This is a genomic window from Mesorhizobium sp. M1006 (assembly GCF_040318825.1).
Lineage (GTDB): Bacteria > Pseudomonadota > Alphaproteobacteria > Rhizobiales > Rhizobiaceae > Mesorhizobium.
Genome location: NZ_JAMYMZ010000020.1, coordinates 47,650 through 71,113, shown reverse-complemented (window position 1 = coordinate 71,113; position 23,464 = coordinate 47,650). Strand labels below are relative to the sequence as shown.

Below are 23,464 nucleotides of genomic sequence, written 5' to 3'. Positions count from 1 at the left end.
TGCACAGCAGCTAATCAGCGAAACGTATTCAACACAATCATTTATTAGGTCAGGCATTTATTAGGTCAGGCCTCCCGGCAGTGACACGCGTCGTCTTAGGCCGTGACCTTGTAGCTGCTGCAGAACACCGAGGGCTCGGCCGGTCCTTAAGACAATCACCAGGCGATCCTCAGGCTTGCGCCGCTTCATATCCGTTTCGGGTGAAATGAGCAGGCATTTTGCGAGCGGTGCCAACGCCTCGGGTATGGAGCGCGGCAGAACACGGTTTGCGTCATTCAAACACACGAGGACAGTGGCCAAGCCTGTCCCTAGCGTGCGTCGGCCAGAGCGCACGTCAGGAGATGAACCCGCATTCGGGGGAGGCGAGGGTCAAGTATTGAAAATCCGCTCCTTGCCGGCGCTGCACGAGAGGGATATTCGGTCATGAATTTCAAAGGTTTGATCAAGCGTGCCGAGACAGTGGAGAGAGCGTTCAAGGAGCTCGAAACCGATTTGGCGGATGCGTTTAGCGAATGTCTCAATGTGGACGATCAGTCGCCGTTGAACGACGTCACTGTGCCGGATGAGACGGTATCGGATGAGAATCTCGCGACAACGGATGACAGCTCGCAGCTCGAAGCCAATGCGGACGCCTTCGAGACCGCACGACGGCTGTCCCCCCATACGCAAACCCGGCTGGCTGCCTTAAATGCGGTCGATGGGCTCTTTCACGACGCGCAGGAGTATCTGGGGGAGATCAATGCGAAACTGTCGGAGATCGCGACCTCGCATCATCTGACGGGCGAATTCCTGAAACTGCTTCACGGCGACATTCTTCGCGCCAACGAATTGGAGCTGGCAAATACCGGCCTGACCGCGCAGCAAAGGGTGCTGTCCGAACAGCTCCACGATGCAACCAGAAAGCAGCGCGAGCGCACCAGCGCTATCGAGGCCCTGCAGCAGCACGAGGCGAGCCTGGTCGAGGACAAGGAAGCACTTCGCGGCGCGCTGGCTGCGGCAAGGCTGGAACTCGTCGTCGCAGGCAATGCGAGCGCAAAACGCGAGGCCGAGTTCGGCGAGCTTGTCAAAACGCTCTCGGCCAGAGCGGTCGAGGCCAACAGACGCTCGCGCGAGAACGAGATGCTGCGGGAGAAGCATGTCAGTCTGTCGATCGATCTCGACAAGGCGCTGAAACGGGAGGCCGAGGCGCGGCACAGGCTGGACGAACTCTCGACCGTCCATGCCAATGACGCCGCGCAGGTTTCCGAACTGCTGGCCGCGCTTGGCAAGAGCGAGAAAGAGGAAATGCGGCTGCAGAAATCGCTCGATATGGCGCAGACGAAGCTATCGGAAATAACGGAAGCGGCCCGCCTCAGGGACGGTGACAGGGAAGCCGAGCTTGCACGCAGTGTCGCGGAGATGACCGGCTTGCGTTCTGAAATCGAGGACCTTCGATCGCGGCTGGAAGCCGCCTCCAACCACAACAGCGAAGCCGTCACCGAGATCGCCAGGCTCAAGGCTCAAGCGAGCGACGCGGTGGCCGAAAAGCAAATTGTCGAGCAAAAATTGTCCGCTCTCACGAAGGAGAGCGAACACGACAAGATGAACCTTTCCGCGGTCAGCGCGAATTTTTCGCAGCTTTCCCTGCAGCAGGCATCCGAACAGATACAGTTCGACGTCCAGCGGCAGGAATGCGAGGATCTGCGAGCCGAAGTCGCGTCGCTTCAAGCCCGGGTCAAGGAACTGTTGCCCTATGAGCGGCTCCACAAGGCCACCAACGCCAGACCGCGTGAAGACGGCGTGGTCGAGATCACCGCCGCGGTGGCGGAGAAGGCCCGCGCCAGCAGGCGGCGCCTTCGCCTGCGCGCTGCTTCGTAGCTCAGGCGCGGCTGTCTGAATTTCGACTGGTGCGAAGCGAACATCCGTCGATGGAAGCGATCCTTGGGGCTGGCCTCCCCTGCGTCAGGCTGCAATAGTGCACGCCGGTGAGGCGGAGGGGGCTGAGCGTGCGGCTATTCACAAACCGGAACCACCTCCGTTGGAGGTTGGCCGTCATCGCAATCATGGTGCTTTCGCCGAAGGCGGCGTCGGCCGACACCATTACGCCCGACCGGGTCGCCGCGGCCATTGCGAAGCTCGAATTGCTTGCCGAAGGCGTCGTCGCGGATGGTAGCGTGCCCGGTCTGGCCATCGGCGCCGTGCACGGCGACGAGGTGATCTTCCTCAAGGGGTTCGGGCATCGCGAAGCCGGAAAACCGGAGATCGTCGATGCTGACACGGTCTTCCAGATTGCCTCGCTCTCCAAGCCGGTCTCCGCCACCGTCGTGGCGGCGCTGGTCAGCGACGGGATCGCTTCGTGGGATTCCAAGATCGCCGACCTCGATCCGGCTTTCCGGCTCGCTCAGCCCTATCCGACCAGCGAACTCACGGTCCGCGACCTGTTTGCGCACCGCAGCGGGCTTCCCGGCACCGCCGGCGACGACCTCGAGGACATCGGCTATGACCGCGCGGAGATCCTGCGCCGGCTGCGGTTCGCGTCGCCGTCATCGAGCTTTCGTGCGGGCTATTCCTACAGCAATTTCGGACTGACCGAGGGTGCGGTCGCGGCCGCGAAGCCGACGGGTAAATCATGGGAAGAGGTCGCCGAAGAGAAGCTCTACCGTCCGCTTGGAATGGCCTCGACCAGCTCCCGTCATTCGGACTTCATCAAGCACGCCAACCGCGCCGAGCTCCACGCCAAAATCGATGGCGCCTGGATCGCGAAGGTCCAGCGCTATCCGGATGCGCAGGCGCCAGCAGGCGGCGTCAGCTCCACCGCACGCGACCTCTCGCAATGGATGCGCCTTGTGCTCGGCAACGGGGTCTATGCCGGCAAGAGACTCATTGCCGCCGATGCGCTGGAACAGACACATATTCCCTTGACGGCTCGCGGCAAGAATCCCGTCTCCGGAGGCGAGGCCTTCTACGGCCTCGGCTGGAATATTGAATTCGGCCGGCACGGGCTGATCTGGGGTCACGCGGGCGCCTTCAGCACCGGCGCACGCAGCCTGGTGATGCTCTTCCCCGAGGAGAAGCTTGGCATCGTCGTCGTCGCCAACGCCTTTCCGACAGGCGTGCCGGAGGGGCTGTCCGACAGCTTCGCCGATCTCGTTTTCGACGGAACGCTGGGGAAGGATAAGGTAAAGGCATGGAATAATATCTATGCGAGCATGTTCGGCCCGGTGATTGCGGCGGCCAAGGCCACCTATGCCGCGCCGCCCTCTCCAGCAAGTCCAGCCGAGCCGGCTAGTGCCTATGCAGGCCGTTACTTCAACGATTTCTTCGGCGATGCTATTGTATCGGGCGAAGGAGACACTCTTGTCCTCAAGGTCGGGCCTGCCGGCGCGCGGTCCTATTCGCTGAAGCATTTCGACCGCGACCTCTTCGTGACCTTCCCCGATGCCGAGATGCCGGACAGGCCCTCGGCCGTCAGCTTTGCCGTCGGCCCCGACGGCAAGGCGTCGGCCATCACCGTCGAATTTCTCGACGACAATCATCTCGGCACGCTGCAACGCGTGGGAGATTAGAGCACTTCCAGGAAAGTCCGGAGCGGCTTTCCGTCCATAATTGCGTAAAAACAGATATTTGGAGCGGGTCAGCGACTATCAAAAGCTGAACCGCTTTAGGTCAAAATTCAATCAGCGGGCTGCCGCCAACAGCCGAGATGGTCAAAAAGCAGTCAAGCTTATTATGGTAGGAATCGCCGATAGCGGATTCGACAAATCATGCAAAGACCGACTAACGAGACCAGTCGGCTTTCGTCCCAAATTGGAGACCAGCAGGTGGCCTGGGTGCAGAATTGGGTCTGGCTAGTTAATTGGAACCCGCTGATCGATGAACTCGGTCACATGGCTGGCGAGGCCCTTGATGTCGGATTGCGTAGGATTCTCGAAGACGAGCTCAAAGAAACCGATACAGATGCATCTCCACAGCGATGGGCATCGTGCCATTTCGATGGTCCCCGACCGATTGCCGCTTTGTTCGGAATTGATCAAGGAACAGACATTTTACTCGTTCGGATCGAGGTGCCAGACAACCTTTCTGTACGCGCCGAGACAACACTTGATCTGATGAAGTCATACGCGTTTGTGGCGCTTGACTGATCGTCCGCAATGGGGTCGAACCTGGTCGTTGAGTGTTTGGCTCGTTCTCAACTCAAAGGCGCCGGGCCGAACTGGAGCAGTTTGAAGCAATCGCCGCTTCCTGACTTCAACTGCGTCAGAAAGGGTTTCGACCGGTCGAGCCATTCCTGGTGCGATCTGGCATCGGCTTCGATTTCATTGGCCGGTGCAAGCTTGACGAAGCCGCGCCCCGTGCTGAAAAGCCAGCACGCGCGGGCGAGAAACCGCCTGCTGCGCTGGCGCAGGAGGTCGGCATCATAAAAGACGTCGAGCACCTCCTGCTTGATCTTCCGTTCCTTTTCGGGATTGGCGATCGCAACCTCGATCGGCTCGCCGCCGATTGCATCCTGCAGGTCCTTGTAATCCAGAGCGATCTGGGTAGTGGCATATTTGATGTCGCTCTCGTCCCGGACGATGTTGAACCATAGCGTTGGGTTGAGCTCGTTGACAACGAACGATGCTTCGAAATCGCGTGACAGATTGAGAATATCGAACCCGTGAACATCGACGTCGCGCTCGACCAGAAGGATCTGCGAAACCTGCTTGGCGAGCCCCGTTCCCTGGGCGCTGACAGCGGCGTTGTCACCGCCGTGTTCCGGACTGGCATAGGCACCGCCATCATCCAGCAGCGCGTCGAATTCGCCGAGGGCCTCCACGACAGCGCTGCCGCGGGCAACACGCGCCGCCAGTTTGGCGAGAACCTGCTGGAGCTCCGTTTCGCGTTTGCGCTGGTCCTGATAATTCTGCTGGAAAAAGAAGATGAACAGGGACACGCCAATCCCGATCAGGATCACGCCCAGCTGCGAAAAGATATTGCGATAATATTCCAGCAGCTTTTCACGATGGCGTACGTCGTCACGCACACTGTGCGCCACGCGAAGATTGACGATCAGCGAAACGACCAGGAGCCCGGCGCCGACCAGGATCAGGCCACCGATCAGCAGGTAGCCATGTCGTGAGTTGAAGTCCATTGCTTTGCCGCGCTCCCGAAACCCCAGACAGCGCAGACTAATACCATTCCGCCTCAACACCTACGATCATCCCCACCATTCGGCCACTGTTCTTACAGCCAGGACTATGCTCGCCATCCGCCTCGTTTCGTGGCGGTCTTCTCGCAGCCGGATTCAGGCCGCGTGCTTGGAACCAATGACGGGCGAGACTGTTCAGCTATGACTTTGATACGACGCCGACGTGCCCGGCCGGCTGGGCATGCGGCGATCTTGAGGAGTTCTCATCATGAAGATTTCGTCCAGATTTCGTTCAGTCGCAGTTGCCGTCATCGCTGCGGCGGCAGTTAGCTTTGCCAGCGTCGCGCATGCCGACAGCGGTACGATCCGCTTCGCCGTCTACAAGGCGGCCTTCTTCATCGGCGGCTCCGGAGGCGAGGGCACACTGACCTTCCATGGTCGCCGATATCCCATCTCGGTCGGCGGCATCTCGGGCGGCCTCGCCTTCGGCGCCTCCAAGACCTATTTCAAAGGTACCGTGCGCCACATACGCCGCGCCCGGGATGTGACGGGGGTGTACGGTGCAGCGGGCGGTGGCGGCGCGCTCGGCAAAGGAGCCCAGGTGATCGTCATGACCAATGACAAGGGTGCCCAACTCGAACTCACGGGCAGGCAGGTAGGCCTGCAAGTCAATGCCGATCTCAGCGGTATGAGCATCTCGCTGAAATAAGGACAGTCACTGCATTCGTTATTCCTTGGATGGGCCGGATTTGGCCGCTCCAAACCGCAACCCATCCATCAGCAGCGACACCAATCGGCGCGAGCGGTCGCGCCAGTCCTTGGTGTCCGGGGCCGAATAGATGCCGCCCAGCGCATGCAGCACGTCGGAGGCATCGACATCGCCGCGGATCGAGCCGTCGGCGACCGCAGCATCGATCAGCCGCCGCAAGGCGAGCGTCACCCTGCCGGAAACGTCGGAGAACAGGGTTGAGTTGGTCGTGAGCAGGATGCGCAGGCTTGTCGACAGCCCGCGCTTGGTGGCGATGTAGTCGACGAAGCGCTGCATCCATTGTTCGAGCGCCATGTCGGGCGCATGATCGCGGGCGAGTTCGTCGGCCGCCTGGCACAGTCCTTCCACTTCGCGCCGATAAACCACCTCGACCAGGTGCTCGCGGGTTGGGAAATGCCGGTAGAGCGTGCCGATGCCGACGCCGGCCTGGCGCGCAATCTCCTCCAGCGAGGCATCGACGCCTTGCGCGGCAAAGGCTTTTGCCGCGACCTCGACCAGAGCATCGCGGTTGCGCTGCGCGTCGGCGCGCAGCGGCTTTGCAACGGCGGCTTCGGTTTTGTCTCCAGAAATGACGGGCGGCTCCGCGGCCAATTTTTTCTCCAGTGCTGATCCGAAGCATACCCGGATAGGCAGGCCCCGTTTCAAGAACGCAGACGCTTCCACCTTCGTTACGTCTCCGGCAAATATAATCGCAAGTAAACATAATCACAGGATCGAATCTGGGCCGGCGTTCCGGCAGGCGAGGCATCTTGCCCGCCTCCGGTGCACGGCCCGTGGATGACGTCCGGTGGATGACGACGGAGGATATTTCCTCGCGGCCGGCACTCGTCATCTGTTCGGCCGATGCCGTGGGGCAAAAATGAGCCCATGTTGAGCACGATCCCCTCAGGATCATTGGACTGTCCTGCCCCTACAGACAGTTCAGAGAGCACCACCGGCTTGGGCCGGTGGTGCTTTTTTGTCTCCAGACATGACGGCCGGCTGCCCTGCCAATTTCCTCCAATTTTGATCATTTTCGATCCGGGGCTTGAACAGGGCGGAGCAGGCCCTTAGGTAACAAACGGAGGCGCCTCCGATTGTGGAGCGCCTTTCTCATGTAATCACGGGATCGGGTATGTCACGTCTTTCGACCTCCCAAGTCGCAGCCCCGGAGCTCGCGCCAAGTCGAACCGACCCCCTCTGCCCTGCCGGGCACTTCCCCCAAGGGGAAGATAGCCTTCACCTAGCCATAAGCTGACCTTGCCGCTCGCCGGCCGGGCACCAGATCATCCCCTCCCGCGTCAAGCAACTGGAGCCAGACGCCCCATGACAAGCAAAACCCGAACTCCAATCCAACTTCGAATCAACGGACATCGACATGAGCTGGAGGTCGAACCGCGCGTTACCCTGCTCGACGCCTTGCGCGACCATCTCGGGCTGACCGGCACCAAGAAGGGCTGCGACCAGGGCCAGTGCGGCGCCTGCACCGTTCATATCGACGGCCAGCGCGTGCTGGCCTGCCTGACGCTTGCCACTCAGGCTGAAAGCAGGGACATCACCACCATCGAAGGGCTTGCCGGGGAGGATGGCACGCTGCATGCGGTGCAGGCCGCCTTCCTCGAACAGGATGCCTTCCAGTGCGGCTATTGCACGCCGGGCCAGATCATGTCGGCGGTCGCCTGCATTCGCGAAGGCCATGCCGGCTCGGATGAGGAGATCCGCGAATACATGGCCGGCAATCTCTGCCGCTGCGGCGCCTATCCGCATATCGTCGCCGCCGTGCGCCAGGCGGCCATGGAGGCCGCGTCATGAGGGACTTTTCGTATCTCCGCGCCGGCTCCGTCGATGCAGCCCGTGAGGCAGCAGCACTTCCCGGCGCCATGCTTCTGGCCGGCGGCACGACGCTTGTCGATCTCGCGAAATGCGGCGTTGCCGAACCCGAGACCGTGGTCGATATCACCCATCTCAAAGGACTGGACACGATTGCCGTTGATGACCGGGGCGCCACGATCGGCGCGCTGGCCAGGATGAGCCGCGTCGCCGACCATGCCGATATCAAGAGCCGGTTCCCCGCAGTCTCGGAAGCATTGTGGCAGGCGGCATCGGCGCAGCTGCGCAACATGGCGACGATCGGCGGCAATCTGATGCAGCGTACACGCTGCCCCTATTTCCGCGATCCGGCAAATTTCCCCGCCTGCAACAAGCGCTCGCCCGGCAGCGGCTGCTCGGCGATTGGCGGGGTCACCCGCGGCCATGCCGTGCTCGGCACCAGCGAGGCCTGCGTCGCCACCTATCCCGGCGACCTGGCGGTTGCACTCGTCGCCTTCGACGCGATCGTCCATCTCGGCGACCGTCAGATCGCCGTCGATGATTTTTTCCTGTTGCCGGGCAGCACACCCGAAAGGGAACATGCGATCGAGCCCGGCGAGATGATCACCGCGATCGGCATTCCCGCTTCGGCGGCCGCCCGCCGCTCGACCTATCTCAAGGTCCGCGACCGCCAGTCCTATGAATTCGCCGCGGCAAGTGCCGCGGTCGGCATCGAATTCGAGGCCGACGGAAGGACGATCCGCGATCTGCGCGTCGCGCTTGGCGGCGTCGCCACCAAGCCATGGCGCGCCCTTGCCGTCGAAGAGGCGCTGAAAGGCAAAGTGCTCGAGCCGGAGGTCGTCAGGCAAGCCAGCCTGCTCGCCGTCGAGGGCGCCGTCGACCATGGCGCCAACCACTACAAGATCGAACTGGCGCCGCGCGTCGTCGCCCGCGCCATCCTCAAAATGGGAGAAACGGCATGACCGTTCACGAGTTGAGAACAAGACCCGGCGATGCCAAACGCGGCGACGCTTCGGACGGTGCCGTCCTCGCCGACCAGGTCGGCGGCCGGCTGTCGCGCGTCGACGGCCCGGCCAAGATCACCGGTGCCGCCAAATACGCCGTCGAGCAGCAGCTCGAGGGGCTTACCCATGCGGTGCTGGTCGAGAGCACCATTGCCGCCGGCCGGGTGCGTTCGATCGACACGGCCGCGGCCAAGGCGTCGCCCGGCGTGCTGCTGGTGCTGACGCCCGACAATATCCTGCCGCTGAGAACCGCAACGGACTGGCTGGGCACGCCGCCGCCGGACGTCGCTTATTGCCCGCTGGCGCGCGACATCACCTTCAGCGGCCAGCATGTCGCGGCGGTGGTGGCCGAGAGTTTCGAGCAGGCGGTCGCCGCCGCGGCGCTGGTCAAGATCGCCTATGACGAGGCGCCGGCGATCGTCGACCTCAGCGATCCAAAGGCCGGCGACGGCATCCCCGTCGATGCGATGACCAAGGAATGGGGCGAGGCGGAGACAGCGTTCGCCTCGGCTCCGGTCAGGATCTGCAACGCCTACAACACGCCGCGCGAATACCAGGCGCCGATGGAGCCGCATGGCCTGATCGCAAAGTGGCAGGGCGACCAGCTGACGGTCTGGGAGCCGAGCCAATGGCTCGACGGCATGGCGCGGACCTATGCCGAATGGTTCGGCGTGCCGTTCGAGAATGTACGACTGGTCTCGCCTTATATTGGCGGCGGCTTCGGCTCCAAGGCGTTTGCCTATGGCTACGGCGCTGTAGCGGCAGTCGCCGCGAAAATGCTGGGACGGCCGGTGAAGCTGGCGGTCACCAGGCCGCAGACCTTCACCGCCTATGGCGGACGGGCGGCGACGCGCCAGACCGTGGCGCTCGGCGCCAACGCGGAGGGCCAGATCCAGTCGATCGTGCATCGCGGCGTCAACGAGACCTCGGTCGACGGCATGTGGGTCGAGCCGCTCGGCTCGGTCACCTCGGTCATGTACGCGACGCCGAATTTCTCGTCGCGGCAGAACGTCGTGCGCGTCAACACGGTGGTGCCGGGGGCATTGCGCGCGCCGGGCGAGAACCCGAGCGCCTTCGGCATCGAAAGCGCCATCGACGAGCTCGCCTATGAGGTCGGTATCGATCCGCTGGAAATCCGGCTCAGGAATTATGCCGAGCAGGATCCGCATGCGAAGAAGCCGTGGTCGACACGGCAGCTGCGTGAGGCCTTCGCGGCCGGCGCCGAAGCCTTTGGCTGGTCGAAGCGGAACCCCCGGCCGCGTTCGATGCGCGACGGCAACCAGCTGATCGGCTGGGGTGTCGCGGCAGGCACCTATCCGGTGCGGCGCGCCTATGGCGAGGCGGTCGTGCGCATTCTCGCCGACGGCTCGGTCGAGGTCGAAAGCTCATCGATCGACATGGGGCAGGGCACCTACACGATCCTGGCGCAGACCGCCGCCGAGGTGGTGGGCGTGCCGGCGGAAAACGTCGTCGTCAAGCTTGGCGATTCCCGCTATGCCCGTGCCGGCGTCACCGGCGGTTCGCGGCTGGCCGGGGTGATGACCGGCGCCGTCCACAAGGCGGCGAGTGCCGCGCTCGACCAGCTGATCGGGCTCGCCATCAGCGATCCGGCTTCGCCGTTCCATGCGCTGCAGGCCAACACGCTCGTCGTCGCCAATGGCCGCATCGCCTCGCCGCGCGGCAACGGCCCTGAAGTTTCCATCGCCGAACTGCTCAGGAGCGTCGGGCGCGAGCATATCGAGGCGAAGGGCGACACCATGCCGGCCAATTCGACGGTCGAGGACCGCTACAAGAACTACACCACCATAGCCATGGCGCTGCCACACACCGAGGGCGACTATTCCCGCCACAGCTGGTGCGCGCATTTCATCGAAGTCCGTGTCGACGAGGACTTTGGCACGGTTCGCGTCTCCCGCGTGGTGTCGGCGCTGGATTCGGGCCGGCTCTACAATCCCAAGCTCGCCGAAAGCCAATGGAAGGGCGGCATCATCATGGGCATCGGCCAGGCGCTGCTCGAGGAGGGCATCGTCGACCGCCGGCATGGGCGCATCGTCAACGACAATTTCGCCGACTATCTCATCGCCACCAATGCCGACATTCCCGACATCGAGGTGATCTCGGTCGGTATTCCCGATCCGCATTCCTCGGCGCTTGGCGGCAAGGGGGTCGGCGAGCTGGGCATTGTCGGCGTGGCGCCGGCGATCGCCAACGCGGTATTCCACGCCACCGGGAAAAGGGTGCGGGACCTGCCGATCACGCTGGAGAAGCTGATTTAGGCGGAGGTTGGGACTGTCGGCGCATTGGCGATTGTCAAAAGCCGAGGTGACGACCGATCTCCCCACGAGAGGGGAGATCGGCAGCTTCAACGCTCTGCCTTTTTCAGGCTCACCACGACAGACTGAACGCGAGCTTGCCGAAATGCCGGCCGCCGGCTGCCATGTGGGCGTAGGCCTCGGTCGCCTGGTGCTGGCTGTAGACAGTGTCGATGACCGGATCGATACGGGCGGCGCCGATGGCGCGCGCCGCGTCGCACAGATCGGATACCGAACCGGTGTTGTTGCCCACAACCTTGAGTGCCTTGATGATGATCGGCAGCAGGTTCGTGGTGGCCTCGGCGCCGGTGACGAAGCCGATGGCGAACACCGTGCCGCCGGGCGCCGCGGCATTGATGGAGCGGGCGAAGGTGGCCGAGCCGCCGGTTTCGACGATCAGATCGGCGCCGAGGCCGTCGGTCAACTCGAGCACCTTGGCGTCCCAGTCCGGCGTCTCACGATAATTTATGAGATGATCCGCACCCAAGGCCTTGGCGCGGGCCAGCTTTTCGTCAGACGACGAGGTGATGATGACCGTGGCGCCGGCTGCCTTGGCCAGCTGCAGGGTCAGGATCGAGACACCGCCGGTACCGAGCAGGACGACGACCGACCCCGGCCCGGCATCGGCGGCGCGAAGCGCATTCCACGCGGTGGTGCCGGCGATCGGCAGCGTCGCTGCCGCTTCGAAGGACAGATGCGCCGGCATCGGCACGACGGCATTGGCCGGCAGCGCGACATATTCGGCGAGCGAGCCGGGCAGTGTCAGCCCGCGCATCTCTCTGGTCTCATAAGGCCGCGGACGGCCGCCGATCCAGCGCGGTTTTGCATGGGCGATGACGCGGTCGTTGATGGCGAGCCTCGACACGCCCTCGCCGATGCCGACGATCTCGCCGGCGCCGTCGACGACGGGAATGAGCGGAAAGCTCGGACCTGGATAGTTGCCGCTCGCTATCGCGACATCGACAAGATTGAGGCTTGCGGCGCGCAGGCGGATCAGCACTTCGCCGCGTTGCGGTTCAGGCGTGGGAACGGTGGCCGCGCGAAACGCGTCCAGTCTCGGGGCAGTCAGTTCGATCGCTTTCATGTCTCACTCCGGTTGATGGCCGATTGACGGGCCGGGATTGAGTGAAACTAGCTGCTGCGCTATTGGTATATAATCCTTGGCTTTTACATTTGAGCTCTGCACCTGATGCAGCAATCGCACGAACCGGCAGCATTGGTCGAAATGGCCGCCTTCGCGGCAATCGCTGAAGCACGCTCCTTCACCAGGGCGGCTGCTCGCATCGGCCGCGACGCGACGATCCTGTCGCGGCGCCTTGCCTCGCTGGAAGAGCGGTTGGGCGTGCGCCTGCTGCACCGGACGACACGAAGCGTGTCGCTGACCGAGGCGGGTTCGGAATTTCTCATCCGGGTCCGCGCCATCCTGGCTGCGGTCGACGAGGCCGAGGCTGTCGCGTCGGCGCATGCCGGCGGCGGGCCGCGCGGCGTGCTGCGGCTGGCGCTGCCCGGCTCGTTCGGGCGCATGTGGATCGGCCCGCTGCTGCCCCAGTTTCTCGCCGAATTTCCCGACGTTCGTATCGAGGCCGAGTTCTCCAACCGCTTCGTCGATCTCGTCGCCGAGAATTTCGATGTCGCCGTGCGTCTCGGCGCGCTGGAGGATTCGCGGCTGGTGGCGCGCAAGGTCGCTACACGGCGGCGGCTGCTGTGCGCCGCGCCGTCCTACCTCGCCCGCCGGGGCACGCCGACTGCGCCGGAGGCGCTGCTGGAACACAGCTGCCTGGGCTTCTCGGGTTTCCAGACCTTTCCGGCCTGGGAGATGACCGACAGTTCGGGTCGCCGCATCAGTATCGAGGTCTCCGGGCCGCTGGTCACCGACGACGCCGAGGTGCTGGTCGAAGCCGCCGTGCAAGGCGTCGGACTGATGATGAGCACGGATTGGCTGGTCGGACGCGAGCTCGCCGACGGCCGTCTGGTGCCAGTGCTGGAGGACTGGACGCTTGCCGACGAGGGCGCCGTCTATGTCGTCATGCCTTCGGCCAAGGGGCAAGCCGCCAAGACACGTGCCTTCGCCGACTGGATCGGCAAACGCTTTGCGCCGGTCCCGCCGTGGCGGAGGTGAGGGTGGGTCGCGGCGCGTGGAGCGTCAGCGCCGTCTCTCGTAGGGAAGGCGTCGGCGATCTATGTGAGACGACCTCCTCTGGCCGCTTCGCAGCCATCTCCCCCTCGAGGGGGAAGATTACGCGCTCAGCCGCCTCCACCACCCTGCTTGATGAAATGACCGAGCAGATCCATCGGCACCGGAAACACGACCGTCGACGAGCGCTCACCGGCGATGTCATGGAGAGCCTCGAAATAGCGTAGCTGCATGGCCTGCGGTGCTTCGGCCAGCATCTTGCCGGCCTCGACGAGCTTTGCCGCCGCCTGCTGTTCGCCGTCGGCATTGATCACTTTCGCACGCCGCAGCCGTTCCGCCTCGGCCTGCTTGGCGATGGCGCGGACCATGTTCTCGTTGAGGTCGACATGCTTGATCTCGACATCGGAGACCTTGATGCCCCAGGCATCGGTGCGCTGGTCGAGAATCTCCTGGATATCGCTGTTGAGCTTGTCACGTTCGGCCAGCATTTCGTCGAGCTCATGCTTGCCGAGCACCGAGCGCAACGTGGTCTGTGCCAGCTGGTTGGTGGCGGTCATGAAGTCTTCAACCTGGATCACCGCCCGCTCGGCGTCGACGATACGAAAATACAGCACCGCGTTGACCTTCACCGAGACGTTGTCGCGCGAGATCACGTCCTGCGGCGGGACGTCCTGGACCACCACTCGCAGGTCGACCTTCACCATCTGCTGCACGAAAGGGATGAGGATGATAAGGCCGGGGCCCTTGACTCCGGTGAAGCGGCCGAGCGTGAAGACCACGCCGCGCTCATATTCCCGCAGGATGCGAATGGCCGCGGACAGGAACATGACCACGACGAGCGCTGCTGCCAGATAGGCCACATAACCGATGATCATTGCCTTGCTCCATCGCTTCTCACATTGCGGCGCCGTATCGTCAGCACGAGATCCCTGACATCGGCCACCTCGACGCTGTCGCCCACTGCAAGCGGTTCGTCGGCTTTTGCCCGCCAGCGCTCGCCCCGGGCGAGCACGTGGCCCTCGCTGCCCTGCCAGTCGAGGACCTCCGCCGGCAGCCCTTGCATGGCCTGTGCGCCAACACGCGGAACGTTCTTGCGGGCCGCCCACAGATAGCTGCCGGTCAACAGCGCCAGGCCGAGCGTCAGGACGGCGGCGGTGCCGATAACGGCCCACGACATCTCGAAGCCGGGCCCCTCGATCCTGAGCAGCATGGCTGCGCCCAGCAGAAACGCAGCCACGCCTCCCAGCCCAAGGACCACAGTCGGGTTCAAGGCTTCGACGACCAGGAAGATGATGCCAAGCAGCATCAAGGCAAGGCCGGCATAGCTGATCGGCAAGAGATTGAGCGCATAGAGCCCGAGCAGAAGGCAAATCGTGCCGATCACGCCGGGCGCGACCGCGCCCGGGCTCGTGAATTCGAAGACGAGGCCATAGACGCCGACCAGCATCAGGATGACGGCAATATTCGGGTCCGTGATGACGGCGAGAAGCCGGATGAGCCAGCCTGGCCCGAGCGTTTCGACCGGCAGCCCCTTCGTCGCCAATGCCTCTTTTTTGCCGGCGATCTCGACGGTCCGGCCGTCGGCCAGTTGAAGCAGTTCGGTGGTGTCGCGGGCGACGAAGTCGATGACATGCTGCTGCAGCGCCGCGCCGGCCGACAGGCTGGCCGCCTCGCGCACGGCCTTTTCTCCCCATTCGGCATTGCGCCCGCGCAATTCAGCCAGGCTGCGGATCAGGGCAACGGCGTCGTTCGTCGCCTTGGCGATCATCGCATCGCCCGCGGGTGCGTTCTTCTTGTCCTTGTCCGCCTCCGGGCCATCGTTCTTGCCGCCGGGAAACGATGGCAGCGGCCCGCCCATCTCGATCGGCGTTGCCGCGCCCAGATTGGTGCCGGGCGCCATCGCCGCCAGATGGGCGGCGTAGAGGATGTAGGTTCCGGCGCTCGCCGCATGCCCGCCGGCCGGCGCGACATAGCCGATGACGGGAACCGGCGAGGCGAGAATGCCGGCGATCATCTCGCGCATGCTGGTGACCAGCCCGCCGGGCGTATCCATCTGCAGGATGAGAGCCTGGGCATTTCGGTCCGCGGCCACCGCCAGCGCTTCCTCGAGCTGCCTGGCACTCGCCGGACCGATGGCGCCGTCTATCTCGACGCGCAACACAATTTTCTCCCGGCCGTCCGCCTCTCCGGTTGCTGAAGAGGGACAAACGGCCGCAACAGCCACGAAAGCCGCGGCAAGCAGGACCGCACGCGCGAGTTTCACGCTCAAAGCTCCACATCTAGGAATATGGGCTGGATTTTGCCGAAATCCATGACGCGGCGCGCGGCGGGTGACGCATCGCACGGTCCTGCTGGATGTCGGCCTGCTCAGCGGCGGCTACGGCACCGTAGAAGCTCCGCCAATCGGGCACGTTCCGCGTCTATGAAGATCCCGACGACATGCTGCGCCATGTCGACGAAGTCGGCGGCCGCACATGAAGGCGACCGGCGGGCTGTCGCCGTCATTCGATCACACCTATGTTTTGCGCATTGGAGCCATCTCTGGCGGGCTTCTATTGCGCGGCGTCCTCCTGGATTGTCTGTTCCTGGATACGGGCGGGTGCCCCGAGACACTGATCGTAGCCGATGGTGCAATTATTCAGACATTCGTTGCGCCCCTGGATGGATTTGACGCTGTTGTAGTCGATCGGCACAGCCTGGCATTTCTTCTGGCACGCCTGGTCCTTCTCGGCGCAATTTGTGCCGTGGCCCTTAGGGTACTTCTTCGTGGTCGCTTCAGCGTTCAATGGCATGACGGCCAGCAGCGCCAGCAGCGTCGGTATCAGTCGGAGCATACGCATGGATCCTCCCTTGCGCGTTAGACCCTCTACACTTGGAGGCAATGTTAGCGCGCCACTTCCGCTGGCCACATCACCCGTGCGGGGGATGGACGGCAGCGGGGCCGCCGCTAGCCCAGGCAATTTCCCCGTGGTCGGTTCTGATCGTCATCGCTCCGGCCGGCAGCCGATCACAAAACGCGACGACGTTCAGGCAGTCATATCGCGCGCTGGGCACGATCAGACCGTCATAATCGAGGAAATGCGCGGCCTCGCCGATGTCTTGCGACCTCGGATATTCGGCGTGCTTTTCCTGATACGAAAGCTGCCCGTAGCGCGCGGTGTCGAGGCCAAGGGTCTGCAAGGCCGCCAGGTCGAGCAGTCTGAGCGTCCGGTCCAAAGCAAGATCGATCTCGAAGAGATTGTATCTGACGCGCGAAGGGACCACTGGCTGCCCCCGCGTCAGGTGGAATCTCATCTCGCTCAAGGCACCTTCGCGCTCTTGCGAAGTGTAGAGCACGTCGAACGTTCCATCGTCCCAACGGCCACCGGAGCTCGAGCACTGGATCGGGCTGCGGCCCTGGCGCACCACACGCCAAACCGTCCCGGAGTATTCGACCGGAACTGTTGCCTCGATAGCGTCGATGAGCCGGCTATCGCGTCGTTTCCGCCCGGCGATCGCCAACTAGAGAAAGACCTCGTTCTCAAGCCGATCGATGACTTTGAGCACGTCGAGAGCACGGTCGTCGTGAATGAGATCTATCGCCCTTTCACCGTTCAATTGCGGGTGGCGAGCGTAAAGCCAGGTGCGGATATCACTTGGCTCGTAGAACTCCTGCAGACGGCCGACGATATAGTGCAGGTCCGATAGAATGAGCTCGCTGCGCGGCTGGGGCTTGATGTCGCCGGCCTTCCACCTCGAAACCGTGGCCTTGGACACGTCGGTGATGTTTGCAATATCGGTTCCCTTGAGGCCGCCAAACGTACCCAATTCGTCCAGGAACCTGGGGACCGCCCGCAACGCCGTGCTCATGCTTTTCTCTCCGGCTGCCGAGCCACTTCGCGTCGGACCAGCCCTTCAATTGCGCTGTCGCATTTCGGTTTCATAAAAGGAAAATATGAAACAGGAATGTTAATGTCAATCACCCGTTCGGTGCGAAGGCCCCCTGGAGCCAGCACTTCAGGCCTGAAGTAGCGCCAGCTCTTCCGCGCTCAGATGGCGTGCTTTGCCTTTGGCAAGCTCGCCGAGCTGCAATTGGCCGATCGCCACCCGCACCAGGCGCAGCACCTCGATATCGTAGGCGCCAAGCAGCCGGCGGATGTGGCGGTTGCGGCCCTCGTCGAGCACGATCTCCAGCCAGGCGGTGCTGGTGCCGCTTCCACTCGATCGAAAATCAATCGCCTGAATTGCTACAGCGCCCTGTCGCCGGTAATGCCACGGGACAATTTGTTTTGTATAGTCCTGATGCCACGTGGCCGACGATGGTTCGATGACTTGGGAAGGGAAGATCATGCGAAGCGGATTGGCGAAATTCGTCGTGGCGGGTTGCGTCGCCGCTCAGGTCGTCCTGCAAGCGGCGCAGCCGGCGTTTGCCGCGCCGTGCGGCTGGACGGCGAAACTGGAGGAAGAGGAGGGCGGCAAAGTGCTGATGGCGTCGGTCTGCGGCGGATCGAATGGCGGCGCCCAGCTGACGCTGGCCTGTTTCGGCAAGCCGACGCTGAGCTATGATTTGGGCGACAGCGGTCCGCAACTGGAACCCGGCATCGCTTCGTTCGCGTTCAAGGCCGGCGGCAAGGCGGTGACCAAGACGCTTCAACTCGAAGAAATGTACAACACCTTCACCGTGGAATTGAGCAGCACCGACCCGCTGTTGGCCCTGCTGCGCTCCAAGGGCGAGGTCACGGTCGCCTCGGGCAAATATGGCGAGAACAGCTTTCCGCTTGCCGGCTCATCCGCCGCCATCGGCAAGGTGCTGGCCCAGTGCGGCAAAGCCAAGGCTTCTGCCGACAATGACAACTGATGAACCCCTTACATTTCAATTTGAATCGCGCGAGACGTTGGTTGCGAAGATAGAGCGTGATCCCGCTAACCTCGATCCCTGGACAGGGCTTGTCGAACTGGAGGCCGAGGAAAGCAGCCTGGACACCGCGGTGTCGGTTCTCTTGCGGGCAATTGATGCTGTATCCGACAGGGAACAGCTTTGGCGATTTGTCGACAATTTTGTCTGGTTTTGCGGAGTTGCCGAAGGGCCGACTATGGCTTTGAGCGAAGCGAGCGTCCATGCCTTCTACGAGCGGTGGAAAATCGATACGCACCGTAGCGCGCAGACGAGCCTTTTCTTCGCTCAGCAGTTCAAGAAGCTCAATCTCCCTGACTTATGTGCCGAGAACGTTACGCGCGCAGAGGGCGAGGTGCACACCGGGCGGGACTATATCCTGCTTGCCTTGTTCCTGCGCGACAAAATGGAAACGCCGCAGCTGGCTTTGGCCGCCTTGCAACGGGGAATAGCCGCGCACCCGCGCAACGCGATCATCTGGGATTGCGTCGCCGACACGCATCGCATTGGTAACTCGGCGCGCGAGATAGCGGAATCCAGCTATCAGTCATTCAAGCAATGCCGCCTCGATGCAACCACAGAAGATGCCTGCCTCGCCTGGGCATCGTTTGGGCTAATGCTCGATGAAATCGGCAACTATTTGTCGGCTGAAAAGGCCTATCGCCGGGCAATAGAAATCGATCCACGCTACCGCTGGGCGACAGGGAAATTGTCGGGACTGCTCCGTCGCCGGTTCGCCCGCTACCATGAAGCTGAGAAACTTGCGCTGCGGTGCGTTGAAATCGATCCGGAGCACGCATGGTCGTGGTTCAATCTCGGCTTTGTTTATCATCATCATCTGGCCCGTTTCGCCGACGCCAAAACGGCGTATCAGCGCGCGATCAAACTCAAGCCGGACTATGTTAAGGTGTGGGAGAATTTGGCCGCTCTGATGGCGTTCGAAACAGACGCGCCCATAGAGGCTCAAAAGGTGTTCGACAAGGTGTTCGGACTCTCGGGTGTTTCAGCTTGGACCTATAATCAATACGGTATTTTTCTTCGCGAATTGACAGACCGGTACGACGAGTCAGAAAAGGCCTTGTTGCACGCAATTGAAATGGAGCCAGCAGACTGGTGCCATCGGTTGGCGTTGGCGGTTCTGTATGAGAAGCGCTTGCTGAGGTTCGAGGAGGCTCGCAAATTTCTGCTCGAAGCAAAGGAGCGTGGCGCTCCGATCGACAATATCGACTATCGCCTGGCCTTGATTGCACAACGCCGTCGCCCTCTGAAGGTAGTCAAGTAAAGGAACGGCCGTGAAACGTTCGGCGTGCTCGATTTTTGCAATCCTATTTGCCACATGGGCGCACGCCCATGTTCCGCCAACAGGCCCGGCTTATGCGAAGGATTTGTTCGCCAAGTTCGATGAACTTTTGCAGCAGCGCCGGATTGAAGGCAAATTGCCAAATCTTGAAGATCCAACGGACTGGGATCTACTGCACAAGATTTGGGACGGCGAGGCTTTGATAGGTTCGCCGCCATACGATGAGGGCGACCTGGAAGCACTGTCTTTCGTAATGGACAGAAGTGGGTCGCTACTCGCGCTCTATAGCCAAAATAGCCCATTGCCTCTGCAGGATGAAGCTACGCAGACATTCGCGCTTTTGATTCGGGCTGCTGCCGCTTCGCAGATAGCTTTCAATGATTTCCTAGCGCACCAACCTAACGCTGCCGAAATGTTGCGCGCCAACGGAGCCAAAGCTCGAGGAGGCATAGAGAAAATGTTTCGTGGCGCCTCAATCTTTCTGGCTGACCCGGCTCTGAAGGAGGGAAACAAGATAGTTCTTGTTGAATCGCTGAGAGCAGATGGTCCCTATCTCGCGCAGAGCATCTCTCCAGACCATCGCCGGGCTCTGATCGATTTGTTTGTTCCGTCGGTTGGCCAGCTTCCCATGCCTGCCCAAGAATCGCTCAAGATATTTATGCAGGAAATCAATGTCGCCGGCTGCGATCTGTTGTGTGCTGACGGAATGTAATACCGACAGAGATTGATATCGGTCGAACCGGTGTGAGCGGTCAGTTAGGAATATCCGCCAGGAGTCGAAAGCGACCCTTGTCCGCGCGCGCCGCTTGCTGCGTCACGTGGGCTTCGACTGGCAGTTGGCTGACTGTCGAGTCGCCGCCAGCAGTTCAGGCCTGAAGCAGCGCCTGCTCTTCCGCGCTCAGATGGCGTGCCTTGCCTTTGGCAAGGTCGCCGAGTTGCAGAGATCCGATCGCGATCCGTACCAGGCGCAGCACCTCGATATCGTGGGCGGCGAGCAGCCGGCGGATATGGCGGTTGCGGCCCTCGTCGAGCACGATCTCCAGCCAGGCGGTGCTGGTGCCGCCGCGCAGCAGCTCGATCGAGCGGGCTGTCAGCAATTCGCCGTCGACGGTCGCGCCGGCGCGCAACCGCGCCAGCATGGCCTCGTCGGGCAGCGCACCGATCTGCACGTGATAGGTCTTGGCGACGTGCGAGGCGGGGTCGAGCAGGCGCTGCGCGAAGCGCGTGTCGTTGGTCATCAACAGCAGGCCTTCGCTCGCCTTGTCGAGCCGGCCGACCGGCGAGACGAAAGGCAGGTCGAGGCCTGCCAGGCAGTCGTAGACGGTGCCGCGGTCCTGCGGGTCGTCGCGGGTGGTGACCAGCCCGCGCGGCTTGTTGAGCATCAGATAGACCTTGCGCTCGGCGGCGACGCGGCGGCCGTCGACCTCGATGCGATCGCGGCCTGGATCGACGCGCATCGAGCCGTTGCGCACGATCTTGCCGGCGACCCGCACACGCCCCTCGGCAACCAGAAGCTCGGCCTGCTTGCGCGAGCACAGGCCAAGCTTCGACAGCGCGCGACAGAGGCTGACGCCGGGAGGATTGGCTGCGGGGGCAGGGCGTTGCCGGGCAAGGTTCGGTCGTGGCGACATGGCGTTGTCTGTGGATTCTTGTATACGAGCATCCCACTATAGCCGGCCGCCGGCTATGTCCACGGAAGGGAACTGCATATCGTTTGCGTCGTGCGCAGCGGCTGCGAGGACTTGCATGAAAACAGCCGTTCGCCTTTGCCTGCTGCTCGCCTTCCTGCCGACATCGCCGGCGCATGCCGGCTGGCAGGCGGTCGAGAAGGTCGAGACCTATGCCATCTCAGGGCAATCCGGGCCGGAGCTCTATGCCTCGATCGGCGGGCGCGGGCCGCTGCTCGGCGAGCGCCGCGTCATCGCGCATACCAATTTCAAGCTGACCTGGGTGAGGGACTACCAGCCGCAAGGCGACGCCTGCGTGCTGGTGTCGGCGCGACCGAAGCTGATCATCACCTACACCTTGCCGAAGCCGGCCGCGCGGCTGCCGGGCGCAATCCAGAAGAACTGGGAGGTTTTCGCAGCCGGCCTCGCCGCCCACGAGAAGGTGCACGGCGCCAGCATCGTCGACATGGTGCACAAGATCGAGGCGGCCACCATTGGCCTGACCGTCGCCGATGACCGTGGCTGCAGCAAGATCAGGATCGAAGTGACGAGACGGCTCGCCGGAATCTCGCAGGCACAACGGCAGGCGAGCCGCGATTTCGACCGGGTCGACTTCGGCCCGGGCGGCAAGTTGCGGCAGCTTGTGTTCACGCTGATGACCGGCGGATGACGCTGCAGGGCTGCGGGGGCGGCGCAGGGTACCACCTTTGCGGCCCTCACGCCTGCTCGGTCGGATAGAGCGTCAGGATGTTGACGTTGACCCGTGGCGGCTGGCTCACCGCATACAGGATGGCGGCGGCGATATCCTCGCTTTCCAGCTGCTCCATGTCGTCCAGCCTTTGCTCGACCGCCTGGCGCACATCGGCACGCATATTCTGGGTGAACTCGGTCTTGACGGCGCCAGGCTCGATGCAGGTGACGCGGATGCCATCCTTGCCGATCTCGCGGCGCAGCGATTCCGCCATCGCGCTCACCGCGTGCTTGGTGCCGGAATAGACCACCGAAGGGTGGATGTAACGGCCGGTGCCGGACGAGACCACGACGATGTGGCCGGCGCCTTGCCGCTGCATCGACGGCAGTGCCGCATGGATCGGATAAAGCAGGCCCAGGATGTTGACGTCGACCATCCGGCGGTATTCTTCCGGCGTCGTGTTGCGGAACGGCGCGGCGACGCCGACCCCGGCAACCGCAAGCAGCATGTCGAGCCGGCCGTACTCCTGCTGGACCCGCTCGACCATCGCCGTGGCTTGCGCTTCGTCGGCGACGTCGACGGCAATCGGCAGTGCCGCGCTGCCGGTCTCACGGATCCGCTTCGCCAGATCGTCCAGCCGCTCGGCGCGCCGCGCGGCAATCGCCAGCGTGGCGCCCTCGGCCGCCAGCGCCAGGGCGGTGGCCTCGCCGATGCCGGAGGAGGCGCCAGTCACCAAGGCGATCTTGCCGCTCAGTTTTCCTGTCTGCATCTTTTTCTCCTGACGCTTTGGACCCGCCGTGAAGCTAGGGCGCCGGCTTTCTGGAACAATGCTGATCGAAAAACCGAATCCACCGTTAGGGTTTTGGCCCCAGCAAGCCCACGTCTGCGCACGAACGGGCCTTGACGCGACCGGAGGTGTTGCGTCTTGATATGGGGGCTGCGGGGCTTCGCATGAAAACAGCTGATCGACTACGTCTGCGGGTGGCTTGTTTGCATGCGACGCTTGCATGCACCTCCGCGATCCTCTCGCGACCGACAGGTCTGAGCGCCAGATGAAGGTCCTCGTCGTCCATTGCCATCCCTGCGCCGACAGCTTCAACGGCGCCGTGCGCGACACAGTGCTGGAGACGCTTGCCGAAAGCGGCCACCAGGTCCACCTGCTCGACCTCTATGCGGCCGGCTTCGATCCGGTCATGCGCACGCAGGAATGGCGCGGTTACCACGACAAGGCGGCGAACCTGCAACCGGTGCACGAACATGCGCAGGAGCTGCTCTGGGCGGAGGCGGTCGTCTTCATCTATCCGACCTGGTGGTATGGCCTTCCGGCGATGCTGAAAGGCTGGCTGGAGCGTGTGCTGGTGCCGGGCTTCGCTTTCGAGATGCCGACGGCACGACGCGGCCCGCGGCCCAAATTGCGGCACATACGCCGGGTGATGGCAATGACCACATGTGGCGCCACGCCGCTGATGTCGTGGATCATGGGACAGCCCGGCCGGCGGACCCTGCTGCGCGGCTTCCGCTCCGTCTGCCATCCGCTGTGCCGGACCAAATTCCTGGCGCTCTACCGGATGGACAGCGTCTCGGCCGCCGGACGTCAGGCGCATCTGCAGCGGGTCAGAAAAGCGGTTGCCGGCCTTGGTCGCGCTGATGCGGTCGCCGCCACAGTGCCTGGCTGATTTGGACCAGGCGAGCCGCCGCTGTCTCCGCCGAATGTCACGGGCGGGTGTCGGTTTGGCAAAGGTCAAAAAAATCAAGTCTCACCTTGACCCAAGAATGGTTGCAGTGTTGGGTTGCAAAG

General features: G+C 62.9%; 23 protein-coding genes and 2 pseudogenes. 14 read left to right on the top strand and 11 right to left on the bottom strand.

The features are described 5' to 3' along the window. Nucleotides 1-423: 423 nt before the first annotated feature. From NKH60_RS20005 to NKH60_RS19995, 3 genes are all read left to right on the top strand, one after another. Nucleotides 424-1,857 (top strand): coiled-coil domain-containing protein, encoded by a 1,434-nt coding sequence (locus tag NKH60_RS20005; protein ID WP_352873095.1) that lies wholly within the window; start codon nucleotides 424-426, stop codon nucleotides 1,855-1,857. Between the two features lie 185 nt (nucleotides 1,858-2,042). Continuing rightward, nucleotides 2,043-3,545 (top strand): serine hydrolase, encoded by a 1,503-nt coding sequence (locus tag NKH60_RS20000; RefSeq protein WP_352834184.1) that lies wholly within the window; start codon nucleotides 2,043-2,045, stop codon nucleotides 3,543-3,545. A 255-nt stretch (nucleotides 3,546-3,800) separates the two neighbouring features. Further along, nucleotides 3,801-4,121: a hypothetical protein gene (locus tag NKH60_RS19995; protein ID WP_352501252.1), complete on the top strand. Its 321-nt coding sequence runs from the start codon at nucleotides 3,801-3,803 to the stop codon at nucleotides 4,119-4,121. A 47-nt stretch (nucleotides 4,122-4,168) separates the two neighbouring features. Here the strand turns inward: NKH60_RS19995 and NKH60_RS19990 are convergent, their stop codons facing one another. Next, nucleotides 4,169-5,110, bottom strand: a complete 942-nt coding sequence (locus NKH60_RS19990; RefSeq protein ID WP_352873093.1) for a hypothetical protein — start codon at nucleotides 5,108-5,110, stop codon at nucleotides 4,169-4,171. A 265-nt stretch (nucleotides 5,111-5,375) separates the two neighbouring features. Here NKH60_RS19990 and NKH60_RS19985 point away from each other — a divergent pair, with 265 nt between their 5' ends. Beyond that, nucleotides 5,376-5,816, top strand: a complete 441-nt coding sequence (locus NKH60_RS19985) for a lipid-binding SYLF domain-containing protein (RefSeq protein ID WP_352451439.1) — start codon at nucleotides 5,376-5,378, stop codon at nucleotides 5,814-5,816. A gap of 18 nt (nucleotides 5,817-5,834) precedes the next feature. On the opposite strand, the gene NKH60_RS19980 is transcribed toward NKH60_RS19985, so the two are convergent. Further along, nucleotides 5,835-6,467, bottom strand: coding sequence for a TetR/AcrR family transcriptional regulator (locus NKH60_RS19980; protein ID WP_023677324.1), 633 nt, complete (start codon nucleotides 6,465-6,467; stop codon nucleotides 5,835-5,837). Between the two features lie 714 nt (nucleotides 6,468-7,181). Here NKH60_RS19980 and NKH60_RS19975 point away from each other — a divergent pair. From NKH60_RS19975 to NKH60_RS19965, 3 genes are read left to right on the top strand one after another with little or no spacing between them, the layout of a single operon-like run. Continuing rightward, the gene (locus NKH60_RS19975) at nucleotides 7,182-7,667 is read left to right on the top strand and encodes a (2Fe-2S)-binding protein (RefSeq protein ID WP_352451438.1); all 486 of its coding nucleotides are present in this window, start codon (nucleotides 7,182-7,184) and stop codon (nucleotides 7,665-7,667) included. Beyond that, nucleotides 7,664-8,647, top strand: a complete 984-nt coding sequence (locus NKH60_RS19970; RefSeq protein WP_352834090.1) for an FAD binding domain-containing protein — start codon at nucleotides 7,664-7,666, stop codon at nucleotides 8,645-8,647. The genes NKH60_RS19975 and NKH60_RS19970 overlap by 4 nt, the downstream gene beginning before the upstream one ends. After that, nucleotides 8,644-10,965, top strand: coding sequence for a xanthine dehydrogenase family protein molybdopterin-binding subunit (locus tag NKH60_RS19965; RefSeq protein WP_352834093.1), 2,322 nt, complete (start codon nucleotides 8,644-8,646; stop codon nucleotides 10,963-10,965). The genes NKH60_RS19970 and NKH60_RS19965 overlap by 4 nt, the downstream gene beginning before the upstream one ends. A 109-nt stretch (nucleotides 10,966-11,074) precedes the next feature. On the opposite strand, the gene NKH60_RS19960 is transcribed toward NKH60_RS19965, so the two are convergent. After that, complete coding sequence (locus NKH60_RS19960; RefSeq protein WP_352873089.1) at nucleotides 11,075-12,085, bottom strand: zinc-dependent alcohol dehydrogenase family protein; 1,011 nt, start codon at nucleotides 12,083-12,085, stop codon at nucleotides 11,075-11,077. 105 nt (nucleotides 12,086-12,190) lie between these two features. Between NKH60_RS19960 and NKH60_RS19955 the strand changes: the two genes are divergently transcribed. Then, nucleotides 12,191-13,120, top strand: a complete 930-nt coding sequence (locus NKH60_RS19955) for a LysR family transcriptional regulator (protein ID WP_352685278.1) — start codon at nucleotides 12,191-12,193, stop codon at nucleotides 13,118-13,120. Nucleotides 13,121-13,245: 125 nt separating this feature from the next. On the opposite strand, the gene NKH60_RS19950 is transcribed toward NKH60_RS19955, so the two are convergent. Together NKH60_RS19950 and NKH60_RS19945 are read right to left on the bottom strand one after the other, a co-directional pair. After that, nucleotides 13,246-14,010, bottom strand: coding sequence for a slipin family protein (locus NKH60_RS19950; RefSeq protein WP_352822324.1), 765 nt, complete (start codon nucleotides 14,008-14,010; stop codon nucleotides 13,246-13,248). Further along, complete coding sequence (locus tag NKH60_RS19945; protein ID WP_352834096.1) at nucleotides 14,007-15,398, bottom strand: NfeD family protein; 1,392 nt, start codon at nucleotides 15,396-15,398, stop codon at nucleotides 14,007-14,009. The genes NKH60_RS19950 and NKH60_RS19945 overlap by 4 nt, the downstream gene beginning before the upstream one ends. Before the next feature lie 88 nt (nucleotides 15,399-15,486). Between NKH60_RS19945 and NKH60_RS19940 the strand changes: the two are divergent. After that, nucleotides 15,487-15,613 (top strand): annotated as a pseudogene (locus NKH60_RS19940) (HAD family hydrolase); the annotation flags it as partial. 74 nt (nucleotides 15,614-15,687) lie between these two features. Here the strand turns inward: NKH60_RS19940 and NKH60_RS19935 are convergent. The 4 genes and pseudogenes from NKH60_RS19935 to NKH60_RS19920 all read right to left on the bottom strand — a co-directional run. Further along, complete coding sequence (locus tag NKH60_RS19935) at nucleotides 15,688-15,975, bottom strand: hypothetical protein (protein WP_352494411.1); 288 nt, start codon at nucleotides 15,973-15,975, stop codon at nucleotides 15,688-15,690. A gap of 70 nt (nucleotides 15,976-16,045) precedes the next feature. Continuing rightward, nucleotides 16,046-16,636: an RES family NAD+ phosphorylase gene (locus tag NKH60_RS19930; protein WP_352873086.1), complete on the bottom strand. Its 591-nt coding sequence runs from the start codon at nucleotides 16,634-16,636 to the stop codon at nucleotides 16,046-16,048. Continuing rightward, on the bottom strand, nucleotides 16,637-16,984 hold the full coding sequence (locus NKH60_RS19925) for an antitoxin Xre/MbcA/ParS toxin-binding domain-containing protein (protein WP_023680350.1): 348 nt from the start codon (nucleotides 16,982-16,984) through the stop codon (nucleotides 16,637-16,639). 147 nt (nucleotides 16,985-17,131) lie between these two features. Continuing rightward, a pseudogene (locus tag NKH60_RS19920) lies at nucleotides 17,132-17,329 on the bottom strand (pseudouridine synthase); the annotation flags it as partial. Between the two features lie 133 nt (nucleotides 17,330-17,462). Between NKH60_RS19920 and NKH60_RS19915 the strand changes: the two are divergent. The 3 genes from NKH60_RS19915 to NKH60_RS19905 are packed head-to-tail and all read left to right on the top strand — an operon-like array spanning nucleotide 17,463 to nucleotide 20,020. Further along, entirely contained in the window at nucleotides 17,463-17,972 is a 510-nt protein-coding gene (locus NKH60_RS19915; RefSeq protein ID WP_352834098.1) for a hypothetical protein, read from the top strand. Further along, nucleotides 17,962-19,290: a tetratricopeptide repeat protein gene (locus tag NKH60_RS19910; protein ID WP_352834100.1), complete on the top strand. Its 1,329-nt coding sequence runs from the start codon at nucleotides 17,962-17,964 to the stop codon at nucleotides 19,288-19,290. The genes NKH60_RS19915 and NKH60_RS19910 overlap by 11 nt, the downstream gene beginning before the upstream one ends. 10 nt (nucleotides 19,291-19,300) lie before the next feature. Continuing rightward, nucleotides 19,301-20,020, top strand: a complete 720-nt coding sequence (locus NKH60_RS19905; RefSeq protein ID WP_352834103.1) for a hypothetical protein — start codon at nucleotides 19,301-19,303, stop codon at nucleotides 20,018-20,020. 154 nt (nucleotides 20,021-20,174) lie between these two features. Here the strand turns inward: NKH60_RS19905 and NKH60_RS19900 are convergent, their stop codons facing one another. Next, the gene (locus NKH60_RS19900) at nucleotides 20,175-20,939 is read right to left on the bottom strand and encodes a pseudouridine synthase (protein ID WP_352834106.1); all 765 of its coding nucleotides are present in this window, start codon (nucleotides 20,937-20,939) and stop codon (nucleotides 20,175-20,177) included. A 115-nt stretch (nucleotides 20,940-21,054) separates the two neighbouring features. Here NKH60_RS19900 and NKH60_RS19895 point away from each other — a divergent pair, with 115 nt between their 5' ends. Next, nucleotides 21,055-21,645, top strand: coding sequence for a DUF922 domain-containing Zn-dependent protease (locus NKH60_RS19895; protein ID WP_352834109.1), 591 nt, complete (start codon nucleotides 21,055-21,057; stop codon nucleotides 21,643-21,645). A 46-nt stretch (nucleotides 21,646-21,691) separates the two neighbouring features. On the opposite strand, the gene NKH60_RS19890 is transcribed toward NKH60_RS19895, so the two are convergent. After that, complete coding sequence (locus NKH60_RS19890; protein ID WP_352834112.1) at nucleotides 21,692-22,435, bottom strand: SDR family oxidoreductase; 744 nt, start codon at nucleotides 22,433-22,435, stop codon at nucleotides 21,692-21,694. 283 nt (nucleotides 22,436-22,718) lie between these two features. On the opposite strand from NKH60_RS19890, the gene NKH60_RS19885 reads away from it, so the two are divergent. Further along, the gene (locus tag NKH60_RS19885) at nucleotides 22,719-23,342 is read left to right on the top strand and encodes an NAD(P)H-dependent oxidoreductase (protein ID WP_352472165.1); all 624 of its coding nucleotides are present in this window, start codon (nucleotides 22,719-22,721) and stop codon (nucleotides 23,340-23,342) included. Nucleotides 23,343-23,464 lie beyond the last annotated feature (122 nt).